At 67.8% G+C, this 10,697-nt stretch carries 13 protein-coding genes; 7 read left to right on the top strand and 6 right to left on the bottom strand.

Annotated features, from left to right (window positions below; genetic code table 11):
- Together AC1DOC_RS06045 and AC1DOC_RS06050 are read right to left on the bottom strand one after the other, a co-directional pair.
- Positions 1–215 (bottom strand): hypothetical protein (locus tag AC1DOC_RS06045; RefSeq protein ID WP_478129537.1); only part of this gene is annotated, 215 nt, incomplete at its 3' end.
- Entirely contained in the window at positions 209–1,201 is a 993-nt protein-coding gene (locus AC1DOC_RS06050; protein WP_436302181.1) for a hypothetical protein, read from the bottom strand. The genes AC1DOC_RS06050 and AC1DOC_RS06045, both read right to left, overlap by 7 nt.
- 964 nt (positions 1,202–2,165) lie before the next feature.
- Between AC1DOC_RS06050 and AC1DOC_RS06055 the strand changes: the two genes are divergently transcribed.
- The 4 genes from AC1DOC_RS06055 to AC1DOC_RS06070 all read left to right on the top strand — a co-directional run bounded on the left by AC1DOC_RS06055 (position 2,166) and on the right by AC1DOC_RS06070 (position 4,448).
- Positions 2,166–2,369: a hypothetical protein gene (locus AC1DOC_RS06055; protein ID WP_012747358.1), complete on the top strand. Its 204-nt coding sequence runs from the start codon at positions 2,166–2,168 to the stop codon at positions 2,367–2,369.
- A 195-nt stretch (positions 2,370–2,564) separates the two neighbouring features.
- Complete coding sequence (locus tag AC1DOC_RS06060) at positions 2,565–2,813, top strand: hypothetical protein (RefSeq protein WP_307591824.1); 249 nt, start codon at positions 2,565–2,567, stop codon at positions 2,811–2,813.
- 107 nt (positions 2,814–2,920) lie between these two features.
- Entirely contained in the window at positions 2,921–3,217 is a 297-nt protein-coding gene (locus AC1DOC_RS06065; RefSeq protein WP_230537690.1) for a hypothetical protein, read from the top strand.
- A gap of 85 nt (positions 3,218–3,302) precedes the next feature.
- Complete coding sequence (locus AC1DOC_RS06070; RefSeq protein ID WP_478129538.1) at positions 3,303–4,448, top strand: DSD1 family PLP-dependent enzyme; 1,146 nt, start codon at positions 3,303–3,305, stop codon at positions 4,446–4,448.
- 30 nt (positions 4,449–4,478) lie between these two features.
- Here AC1DOC_RS06070 and AC1DOC_RS06075 read toward each other — a convergent pair whose 3' ends face one another.
- Entirely contained in the window at positions 4,479–4,790 is a 312-nt protein-coding gene (locus AC1DOC_RS06075; protein WP_012747354.1) for a hypothetical protein, read from the bottom strand.
- Positions 4,791–5,048: 258 nt separating this feature from the next.
- On the bottom strand, positions 5,049–5,876 hold the full coding sequence (locus tag AC1DOC_RS06080) for a crotonase/enoyl-CoA hydratase family protein (RefSeq protein ID WP_478080852.1): 828 nt from the start codon (positions 5,874–5,876) through the stop codon (positions 5,049–5,051).
- Between the two features lie 91 nt (positions 5,877–5,967).
- Between AC1DOC_RS06080 and AC1DOC_RS06085 the strand changes: the two genes are divergently transcribed.
- Both AC1DOC_RS06085 and AC1DOC_RS06090 read left to right on the top strand, forming a co-directional pair.
- Complete coding sequence (locus AC1DOC_RS06085) at positions 5,968–7,827, top strand: PhoX family protein (RefSeq protein WP_478080853.1); 1,860 nt, start codon at positions 5,968–5,970, stop codon at positions 7,825–7,827.
- Between the two features lie 30 nt (positions 7,828–7,857).
- Positions 7,858–8,247, top strand: a complete 390-nt coding sequence (locus AC1DOC_RS06090; protein WP_125965692.1) for a DUF488 domain-containing protein — start codon at positions 7,858–7,860, stop codon at positions 8,245–8,247.
- Positions 8,248–8,252: 5 nt separating this feature from the next.
- Here AC1DOC_RS06090 and AC1DOC_RS06095 read toward each other — a convergent pair whose 3' ends face one another.
- Positions 8,253–8,861 carry a glutathione S-transferase gene (locus AC1DOC_RS06095; protein ID WP_478080854.1) on the bottom strand — a complete coding sequence of 203 codons (609 nt, stop codon included), beginning with the start codon at positions 8,859–8,861 and terminating at the stop codon, positions 8,253–8,255.
- Positions 8,862–8,901: 40 nt separating this feature from the next.
- The gene (locus AC1DOC_RS06100) at positions 8,902–9,804 is read right to left on the bottom strand and encodes an SDR family oxidoreductase (RefSeq protein WP_478080855.1); all 903 of its coding nucleotides are present in this window, start codon (positions 9,802–9,804) and stop codon (positions 8,902–8,904) included.
- A gap of 147 nt (positions 9,805–9,951) precedes the next feature.
- On the opposite strand from AC1DOC_RS06100, the gene AC1DOC_RS06105 reads away from it, so the two are divergent.
- Positions 9,952–10,697: CoA transferase (locus AC1DOC_RS06105; RefSeq protein ID WP_478129539.1), on the top strand; the 746-nt coding region annotated here is incomplete at its 3' end.

The raw sequence follows: 10,697 nt of genomic DNA on the forward strand, positions 1-10,697 counted from the left end.
ATTTCATAGCCACCGTCCTCGACGAATGTCCAGAAGGCCTCACCAAATGCCGGGGTCAGCGCCTCCACATGCAGGACGATGTCCAGATCCTTGGTGGCGCGGAATTCCAGCCCGGCCTCCTCCATCGTCAAGGTCGCGGCCGTGCCGCCAATCAGGACGTACTGGTCGACGTATGCCGCAAAGCGCTTCCGGAAAATATCCAAGCCTCTCACCATGGAAGTTGTCCTTTCAGTTCATCCAGTGCGAGCTGGATTCGGTCGTCGGCGTTCTCCTGCAGGCTGAGCGTCAGCGAGAGCGGGTCCACCGTGTGGGCGTCTGGCACCAATGCCGGGCTGTAGCTCCACAGCTGCCATTCCTGGGCGCCCGCTTCGGGCTCAGGCAACTCGCGAACGCCGGCATCCGTCGCAGCCTTCCAGTCGGCGGCGGTCAACGCAAACACCGGCCATTTCGGCTCGGTCAGCATGGAATAGCGCGCGAGCGCGCTCAGACCCGCGAGGCGGCCGGGCCGGCGTGCAACGGTGCCATGGGCGGCCACCCAGACCGTACGCCTGACCGGCGTCCGCAGTGCGGGCTTCGCACGCTCCCAGACCTGCTCCGGCGGGAGTTCCATTCGCAGCCAGCGCGAGCGGCCGACCGTGTATGCCGTCGCCAGCCCGGCCGCAGTCAGTTCCTTGACCGCGCGTGACTGTGTCATGGGCGTGTAGCCCAAGGCGACTGCGATCTCGGAGGGCTGCCAATCGGATTGCCACGGCTGGCGCAGCAAGGCAGTGATCAGCATGGCTTGCGCGGAAGGGCTCAGCGCTTCCGTGGCCGGCGCGCGCTGCCGAAAATACTCGCGCAGGTCCAGGCCCAGGTCCGGCAGATAGAGTTGGTTGCCCGGCACGATGAACGGGACTTTTTGCTCGATCAAGCGTCGACGGTCGTAGGAGGCCAGTGCATCGGTGACGTAGACCGCCGGCTGACCGGCCATGGCCTGGACCTTGTTCAGCCAGGTCCGGACTTCGCTGAGGGACTGCTTGGCCTGCGCGCGCCCGATCGCCAGGACAAGGGGCTGCCCCAGCAGTTCGAGCTCGCCGAACTGGAAGGCATCGCGAAGGAAGTATGGCAGTTCGTTGGCACGTGCCCACGGCTTCACGGCTGGCGCTTCAATGCCCAGGACCTCGTGGAGGTAGCGCAGAACGGCGGTCGCGAGGGTTGGCAAGGCTCATCCTAAATAACTATAGTCCCGCACTATAACATCTGCACTGTTATCGTGCAAATCGGCGTTATCATGGCGCTATTGACTGTTCCCGGCCCATGCCGAGCCGTCCGAGAAACCAGACATAATCGGAACGAGGACTCGCTATTCCCTCGCACAATTCCTGACCCGGCGCTTGCGCGTGGCAAACGTGCGACATGACGACAGGCCTCAGTTTTTGTCGGTATTTTTGTAGGTACCCGATGCCACCAGAACCGCCAGAAGCGAGCGCCCACGCGGTTTCTAGCCAAATATTCGATCCCCTCCGGGGCCACTTCTCTGCTCCACGAGCAACCACGACAAACCGCTGAGATTCCTCCCAGCAAAGGAAGGCAGCGGAGTCCTGCGCGGCGGAAAGCAGCTTGATCGTTCTCCCCGCTTGCGTCGCGAGTTAGTTATTACCCATATGTAATACCAAATGTGTACAACTTTTCTCGCTGACGCCCTCTGATCCACCCATGGCAGAGGGAGAGTTCTCCACTGTTGCGGTGGATAAGGCGGTGCACAAACACGCGCGCATGGCCGGAAAGCGTTGCCACGGCTGAGTTGGGGCGTGGCGCCCGGAAATGCAGCACCTCGCCGTCTCCGAGCCCTGTCACGTCGTGGGCAGCGGCAGCGAGGACATTTGTCTCCCCGGAAAAGGTGCGTACCGCTCATGCACGCGTGCGGCGCAATTCCTACAGTGGCTTCACGGCGAAACGCTTTGATCCAAGTCATGCAAACAAGCGGCGCCGGTTGTCCACCTCACTGGAGAACGCACATGGAACGCAGCCAGCTGCCCGGAAATTGCTTCTTGGTTCTCGTGTACCTGCTCGCGCTGCTTGCTTTGTGGCTCAGCAATTGAGGCGGGCCAACGTAGGAAATCCACCGTCAGCAAGAGGCGCCAAAGCGACATGGCACCGGCGCCTTGCAGGTTCAGGCTGGGTTCATGGCAACCCAACAAGAGCAGCGCAAGCAAGGCGACATCGGCCGCCGCCTGATGTGGATCCTGCTGGCCGTCATTGCGGTCATCGTGGTGGCGGTGCTTTTCTTCTACGGCATCACCGATCCATCGAAAGGACCGGGCAACGTTCCTGCCAGCGGCGCCGCGGCACCGGCCCAGGAGAGCACCAGTCCATCCAGATCGCGCTAGGAAGAAGACCGCTTTCGAAGGCCGGCCCTGCGCTACCCGTATGCCAAGGCCTATGCCGAACGTGGAATCGATAGGCTGCATCGGCCGGGGTATCTTCCGCACCGGACCGGCGCGCAACAATGCGCGCGCTTGTTACCCCATCACCTTCAGGTCGGGAGCCGTAACGTGGCGCATACGCTTTTCAAGCAGATCCTCATGACGCAGCTGCCGGCGCGGTTTCACAGTCCGTCTGAAATAGACCGGCTCAAGGACCTGCGCGATGCCGGGTACATCAAGGTGGCGTTCGCGCCATCGCAAGGCGCGGCACCGCCCTCTGCAACGGTGCACGAGGTCACCAACCTGGGACGCGCTGCCGCGCGCTACTTCGGATCGGGCGAGGGGCCGCGTCCCGACCTGCCTTCGGTCGCCTTCGCGCTTCCCTGCCGGCACAATCCGGCCGGTTGATCTCTCTCCGACGGCTCGCCCGCCATCGCATGAAGGCTTACATCGCTTCGCGCGAGCGGCTGTCGCGGCATGCCACGGCCCTCTGCAATCGTTGCACCATGCACACCATGGACACCCGACCGATCTTTCCTTCCTGGTGGCGCGCCGGCGCGCTCGCCTATACGGCCGCGGGCTTGGTGTGCGTTGTTTCGAGCGCGGCCTTTCCGGACAGCGAGACGGCCATGCTGGCGGCGATCACGGGGGCCTTGCCGTGGTCGCTCGCCCTGCTGACGCTCGATCTTGCGCCGGGCGTGGCGCAGACCGCGCTGCTCCTGCTGGCCGGAGGCTGGGCCGTCAACGCGGGGTTCTTCTGGTGGCTGGCGCTGCGGCGCCCGGCGCACCGGCTGCCGGCGCAGGACGACTGACGACGCATCGCCGCAAGCCTTTCGGTGCGATCATTTCGCCATCATTCGTTCATCGCGCCGATGCGCGCCCCCGCAAAGGTTCTCCATGCTTCCTGATTCGCAAGTCAACCAACCGCTGATCGGAATTGCCGGCGGCCGGCAGTCGCTCGACACGCCGGCGCTGCTGCTCGATCTTGGCGCCATGACGCGCAACATCGAGCGCATGGCCGCCTTTGCCAAGGCGCGCGGCGTCGGGCTGCGGCCGCACGTGAAGACGCACAAGTCGGTGGAGATCGCGCGCCGCCAGGTGGCCGCGGGCGCCATCGGCGTGAGCTGCGTCACGCTGGGCGAGGCCGAGGTCATGGTCAAGGCCGGCATTCCGGACGTGCTGATCACCTCCCCGGCCGTCACGCCGAGCAAGATCGCGCGCGTGGTCAAGCTGGCCAGGCTGGCCGGCCCCGGCGGAATGATGGTGGTGGTGGACGACCCGCGCAATGCCGCGGACCTGGCCGCCGCCACGCTCGGCCTGCCGCATCCGCTCGAGGTGCTGGTCGACTACGGCGCCGGCTACAACCGCACGGGCGCGGCCAGCGAAGCGCAGGTGCTCGAGCTTGCACGCCGCATCGCGGCCGAGCCGCGCCTGAAGCTGCGCGGCTTGCAGGCCTATGCCGGCAACCTGCAGCACATCGTCGACCGCGAGCAGCGCAGCGCCGCCGCGGCCCGCCTGCGCGGAACCATCGCGCGCATCGTTGCGGAGGCCGAGCGCAGCGGCATTCACTTCGAGATCGTCACGGGTGCGGGCACCGGCACGCACGACCTCGACGCGCAGCGGGACGCCTTCACCGAACTGCAGGCCGGCTCCTATGTGTTCATGGATGCGGAATATGCACAGGTGCTGCAGGCCAGCCCGGGGCAGCCTTCACCCTTCGAGGTGTCGCTGTTCGTGCAGACGGCGGTGGTGAGCACCAATGCGGCGGAATGGGTCACCGTGGACGGCGGCACCAAGTGCTTTGCGACCGACTGCGGCGTGCCGCTGGTGGCGCGCGGGGCCGATCCGGCGAGCCGCTACGCCTTCTTCGGCGACGAGYACGGCAAGCTGTTTTGCGCCGGGCAGCGGCCCGCGCTCGGCGACCGGGTGGAGTTCATCACGCCGCATTGCGACCCGACCGTCAACCTGCACGACGCCTACCACGTGGTCGACGGCGACACGCTGGTCGCCATCTGGCCGGTGGACGCGCGCGGCAGGCACTGAAGAAGCCCCGCATCGGGGCTGTCGCCCTCGTCAGGCGCGCGGCAGGGCTGCAAGGAAGGTCGATACGACGATGGCGGCCGCACGGTCCAGCTGGAGGACATCGGCCACCTCGAAGGAGTGCAGCGCACTGCGTACGCTGCCGCCAGCCGGCTCGCGGATTTCCACGAGCACTTCCGCTGCCAATTCGCGGTCGCTGCGCGGCTGGCCGTCGGGATGCATCACCCACTCGTCCACCTGGTCGAACGGGATGCTGCGGAAGACCGCGACGACGGGCAAGTACCTGTAGCGATCCTCGCCCACCAGCACGGGCAAGCTGAGGTTGCAGAAAAAAGTGGTCGACATGCAGAGCGCCGTCGCAATCAAAAGGATTAATTGTTAGGGAATGTGACCAAGACATCCACCTTTCCCGGCCCTTTTTCCTTTGCGAGACGTGATCTTCCTCACACAAATTGAAGCTTTGTGGCGAAGATCGCACACCCTACAAGGATACTTAATTCTTACATATCGCCAGCCGGATGTGACGGTTTGCCTGCTTTCTGCACCAAAAAGGCAAAAAAAGAGGCCGGAATCCGGCCTTTGGGGGTTCCTCTTTGGGGCGGCTCAGGCCGGCGAGCCAAACCGCGGCGGCCGCCGTTCGATGTTGGCCCGCACGGCCTCCTTCTGGTTCGCGCTTCCGATCAAGGCCTGCTGCTCCACCGATTCGGCGATCAGCAGCTCGGCCGCGCTGTGCGACTGCGCCGCGTTGAGCAGGCGCTTGCCGGCCCGGATGGCGTCGGGGCTCTTGCCCGCGATGCCGTGCGCCATCTGAAGCGCCTCTGCCAGCGGATCGGCCGCCAGCCGCGTGGCAAAGCCGAGCTGCAGCGCTTCCTCGCCCGAGAAGATGCGGCCCGTGAAGGTGAGCTCGCGCACCACGTCGCTGCGGGCGAGCTCGCGCATCAGCACCATGCCGCCCATGTCGGGCACCAGGCCCCACTTGATTTCCATGACCGACAGCCTGGTGTCGGGCGCCACGATGCGGATGTCGGCCCCCAGCGCCACCTGGAGGCCGCCGCCGAAAGCCACGCCGTGCACGGCGGCAATCACGGGCACCGGCACCTCGCGCCAGGCCATGGCCACGTACTGAGCTGCATTCGAAATGCCGTGCGTGCGTGCGGACAGGTCGGTGCCGCCCGCAGCCGCGCCCAGCACCGCGCTGGCGGCGCCCTGCCCCATGCGCTCGAAGGAGGCCATGTCCAGGCCCGCGCAAAAAGCCTTGCCCTGGCCCGAGATGACCACCGCGCGCACCGCGGCGTCGCCGCGCAGGGTTTCGCCCGCTTCGATCAGCGCGTCGAACATCGCGGGATCGAGCGCGTTCATCTTGTCCGCACGTGCAAGCTGCAGTTCCACCACGCCGTCGGGGTGGCGGGTCCATTCGATTCGCTCGGCCATGGCAGTGTCTCCTTCGGTTCCTGCGCCAGTATCGCCCGGCACGGGTACTCGGCGATGATGGCGCCTGTCGCCTACCCAACACCTAGGACCCATGCCCCTGGACCGCCGGATCTTTCTGCAATCGGGTGCCGCCGCCGTGGTGGCGCTGTTCCACTCCCGCGGCGCCAGCGCGCCCGCCGGCCCGGGCCGGCCCGTGCTCAGCTTCACCGCGGTGCCGGCGTCGCTGCGCGATGCGGTGGTGGTGCCGCCGGAATACGAATGGCAGCTGCTCTATCCCTGGGGCACGCCCACCGGCATCGCCGGGCAGCCGATGCCGGCCTTCGCGACCGACGGCAGCAACAGCGCCGCCGACCAGGCGCTGCAGGCCGGCATGCACCACGACGGCATGCACTTCTTTCCGCTCACGTCGCCGGACCGCGGCCTGCTCGTGATGAACCACGAGTACACCGACGAGCAACTGCTCCATGCGGGCGGCGGCAAGGAATGGACCGCCGAGAGGGTGCGCAAGTCGCTGCATGCGATGGGCGTGTCGGTCATCGAGGTCCGGCTCACGCGGGGCGGCTGGCGCCAGGTGCGGCCCTCGCCCTACGCGCGGCGCGTGCACGGGCAGACGCCCATGCGCATCGCCGGCCCCGCCGCGGGCGCGGCGCCGATGCGCACCGCCGCCAATCCGGCCGGCGACGAAGTGCTCGGCACCTTCGCCAACTGCGCGATGGGCGTCACGCCCTGGGGCACCTACCTGACCTGCGAGGAAAACTTCCACGGCTACTTCGGCGGCCCGAAGGAAGCAGCGAAGGACGCCACGCCCGCGCAGCGCCGCTACGGCACGGTGCCGGGCTCGCAATGGGTGGAGTACTGGCGCTTCGAGGAACGCTTCGACATCAGCCGGCATCCGAACGAGCCCCACCGCTTCGGCTGGGTGGTGGAAATCGATCCCTTCGACCCCGCGGCCAAGCCGGTCAAGCGCACCGCGCTCGGGCGCAAGCGCCAGGAAAGCGCGACCTGCACGCTTGCCAAGGATGGGCGCGTCGTCGTCTACATGGGCGACGACGCCAGGTTCGAATACATCTACAAGTTCGTGAGCCACGGCAAGGTCTCGATGGCCGGCGACGGCGCCCGCGCCCCCGCCAACAGCCGCCTGCTCGACGAAGGCACGCTCTACGCCGCACGCTTCGATGCCGACGGCCGCGGCCAGTGGCTCGAGCTCGTGCACGGCCGCAACGGCCTCGACGCGGACAGCGGCTTTGCCGACCAGGCCGAGGTGCTGATCCACGCCAGGCTGGCCGCCGATGCGGTGGGCGCCACCAGGATGGACCGCCCCGAATGGATCGCGGTGCATCCGCAGACCGGCGAGGTGTACGTCACGCTCACCAACAACAGCCAGCGCGGCGAGCCGGGCAAGCCCGCGCCCGATGCGGCCAATCCGCGTGCCGGCAATCTCTTCGGCGGCATCCTGCGCTGGCGCGAGGACGGCGGGGATGCCGGCAGCGCGGGCTTCGGCTGGGACCACTTCGCGCTGGCCGGCGATCCCGCGCAGGCGGGCAGCGGCGCGCACTATCCATCGGACGATGCCGACGTCTTCGGCAACCCCGACGGCCTGCATTTCGACAGCGGCGGCCTGCTCTGGATCCAGACCGACATGAGCGGCCAGCTCATCGGCAAGCCGCCCTATGCCTCGCTCGGCAACAACCAGATGCTGTGCGCCGATCCGGCCACGGGCCGCATCAAGCGCTTTCTCACGGCACCCAGCGGCAGCGAGGTCACGGGCTGCGTGGTGACGCCGGACCGGCGCACGCTGTTCGTCAACATCCAGCACCCGGGCGAATCGCGCGACGACGGCAGCGCCACGCCCAACAGCGCCTGGCCCGACGGCACCGTGTCCGGCAGCGCGCGGCCGCGCTCGGCCACGCTGGCGATCCGCCGGCGCGATGGCGCTATCGTCGGCACCTGAAGCCAAGGAAGCACAAAAAGGAGACCTTGCATGAGCATCCGCATCGTTCGCCTGGGCACGCCGCGCACGGCCGGAGAGGGCCTGCGCATCGGCACCGTGCGCCGCCCGCCGCGCGGCGTTCCGAAGACCGAATTTGCATCGCAGGACTGGTATGACGTGTGGTATCCGAACCTCGCGCCTTCCGCGGAGACCATGAAGCTGGGCCAGGAGGCGGAAACGCCTGCGCAATGGAACGCCTTCATGCGCAAGTACAAGTCCGAGATGGCCGAGGCCGATGCGAGCCGCAGCATCGACCTGCTGGCCGCCCTGTCGCACACCGCGGCGTTTTCGGTGGGCTGCTACTGCGAGGACGAGTCGCGCTGCCACCGCTCGCTGCTGCGCGGCCTGCTGGCCGAGCGCGGGGCGGACATCGCGAACTGATCCGTTCAGACCGGCGGCAGGGCCACGAAGGCCGGCAGCCTTTCCGCAGCGGCGGCAAAGGCCGCGAGCGACGGGCAGTCGGCCGGCGCGACCAGTTCGGGAAGCATCATCTGCGTGAAGCCCCATGCCACGGCGCTGGTCAGGCCCGCCTGCCCAAGGGCGGCTTCATCGGCCACCGGCGGCAGCCTGGAAATCTCGGCCTCAAGCCCCGCATAGGCAGCGGCCAGCTGGCCCCGCACCCGGTCGACCCACGGCGCATGCTGCTTCTCGGGCGGGCGCAGCTTGCGCTCGTAGACGATCTGCACCGTCTTCTCGCAGGCCGCGAGCGCAAGCCCCAGCACCCGCAGCGCATGCAGCCGCTCTGCAGCGCCGGCCGGCATGAGGCTGCGGCCCGCGATGGTTTCCGCGTGGTCGATGATCAGCGTGGAATCCATCAGCAGCGTGCCGTCGTCGCACACCAGCGTCGGCGCCTTGACCACCGGATTGATCGCCCGGAACTGTTCGAAGGTGCTGAAGACCGAGATCGACCGGTGTTCGAACGCAAGCCCCAGYAGGCGCAGCGAAATGGCCGCGCGGCGCACGTAGGGGGAGTCGAGCATGCCGATGAGTTGCATCTTGATTTTCCTGAGGAATGAGGCGCAACGATAACGCCTGTCAGCGCTGCGCCTTGTCCTTCTGGTTCTGCGCCTCGATGCGTTCGCGCGCGGCCTGCCAGTCGTCGTCGCTCCACTGCCGCAGCTCGTAGAAGTTGCCGCCCGTGGCCAGCGCGTTGCCGCCGTCCATCATGATGCTCTGGCCGGTGAGCCAGTCGCACTGGCCCGGCGCCATGAGAAAGGCCGCAAGGTTCTGCAGCTCGCTCATGCGGCCGGTACGCGCCATCGGGTTGGTCTTCTTGCTGCGCGCGCCGGGCTCCTCGCCGGGATTGAGGCGTTTGCTCATGCCCTCGGTCGGAATCTCGCCCGGCCCGACGGCATTGAGGCGAATGCCATGGCGCGCCCACTCCACCGCGAGCGACTTGGTCATGACCTCGATGCCGGCCTTGCTCATGGCCGAGGGCACCACGTAGGGGCTGCCGTTGTCGACCCAGGTGACGATGATGCTCATCACGCTGCGCATCGCGTCGCCCTGCTGCCACTTGCCGGCCTTGGCCTCGGCCACCCAGCGCTTGCCCACCGCCTGCGTGACGTAGAAGCTGCCGTGGAAGACGATGTTCGCAATCGCGTCGAAGGCGCGCGGCGAGAGGCTCTCGGTCGGCGCGACGAAGTTGCCGGCGGCATTGTTGACGAGCCCTGTGAGCCCGCCGCCCTGGAACAGGCTCTCGACCATCTCGTCGACGCTCTGCGCCACGCGGATGTCGACGCCAAAGGTGTCGATGCGGCGCCCCGGAAACTGCTGGCGCCACGCGGCCGCGGTTTCCTCGCAGACCGACTGGCGCCGGCCGCAGATGGCCACGTCGGCGCCCAGGCCCAGAAAGCGCTCGGCCATGGCCCGGCCCAGGCCGGTGCCGCCGCCGGTCACGAGAATGCGCTGGCCGGTCATGAGGGAAGGTTCGAACATGGTGGTCTCCTTGGTCGTTGCGGCAGCGCCAAGGCAGGGAGCGCCGCCGTCGCACATGCTACGCGCGCTGCCGGTGCCGCGGCTTGCGAAAACCGGCTCCCGGCACCGGGTGAGAATGGCAGCCGACCTGTTCCCTGGAATCCGCCCATGCCAACTTCCACAGCCTCCCCCTTCCAGCCGCTTGCAGGCGTACGCGTGCTGAGCCTTGCGCTCAACCTTCCGGGCCCCGCGGCGCTGCTGCGCTGCCGGGCCATGGGCGCCGCCTGCGTGAAGTTCGAGCCGCCCGCGGGCGACCCGATGGGGCACTACAACAAGCCTGCCTATGCCGCGCTGCACGAAGGGATCGCGGTCCGCACCGCCGACCTCAAGTCCGAGGCCGGACGGCAGCAGCTGCATGCGGAACTCGCGCAGACCGACGTGCTGCTGACCTCGTTCCGCCCTTCTGCGCTGGCCAAGCTCGGCCTCGACCGGGCTGCGCTGCAGGAGCGGCATCCGCGGCTGTCGCAAGTGGCGATCGTCGGCGCGCCCGGTGCACGCGCCGAGGAACCGGGCCACGACCTGACCTACCTCGCCGAAAGCGGCCTCGTCACCGGCACCGAGCTGCCGCCCACGCTCTTTGCCGACATGGGCGGCGCGCTGCTCGCGAGCGAAGCCGTGCTGCAAGCCACCCTGCATGCGCGGTCCGCGGCCGGCGCGAACGGGCTGTACCTCGAGGTGGCGCTCAATGCCTCGGCCGACTGGCTGGCGCTGCCGCGCACCTGGGGCCTCACGCAGCCCACGGGCACGGTCGGCGGCGCCCATGCGGGCTACCGCGTCTATCCCTGCGCCGACGGCCGCGTGGCGGTGGCGGCGCTGGAGCCGCACTTCGCGGCCCGGCTCTGCGAGGCCGCGGG

The sequence above is a fragment of the Variovorax sp. 01T439_2 genome, assembly GCF_056398445.1.

Excerpts from the sequence above, each read along its gene's own strand:
- AC1DOC_RS06080 (WP_478080852.1), bottom strand. The coding sequence starts at position 5,876 with ATGGCCGAGCGAATCGAATGGACCCGCCACCCCGACGGCGTGGTGGAA.
- AC1DOC_RS06065 (WP_230537690.1), top strand. The coding sequence starts at position 2,921 with ATGGACACCCGACCGATCTTTCCTTCCTGGTGGCGCGCCGGCGCGCTC.
- AC1DOC_RS06090 (WP_125965692.1), top strand. The coding sequence starts at position 7,858 with ATGAGCATCCGCATCGTTCGCCTGGGCACGCCGCGCACGGCCGGAGAG.
- AC1DOC_RS06085 (WP_478080853.1), top strand. The coding sequence starts at position 5,968 with ATGCCCCTGGACCGCCGGATCTTTCTGCAATCGGGTGCCGCCGCCGTG.
- AC1DOC_RS06060 (WP_307591824.1), top strand. The coding sequence starts at position 2,565 with ATGACGCAGCTGCCGGCGCGGTTTCACAGTCCGTCTGAAATAGACCGG.
- AC1DOC_RS06055 (WP_012747358.1), top strand. The coding sequence starts at position 2,166 with ATGGCAACCCAACAAGAGCAGCGCAAGCAAGGCGACATCGGCCGCCGC.
- AC1DOC_RS06100 (WP_478080855.1), bottom strand. The coding sequence starts at position 9,804 with ATGTTCGAACCTTCCCTCATGACCGGCCAGCGCATTCTCGTGACCGGC.
- AC1DOC_RS06075 (WP_012747354.1), bottom strand. The coding sequence starts at position 4,790 with ATGTCGACCACTTTTTTCTGCAACCTCAGCTTGCCCGTGCTGGTGGGC.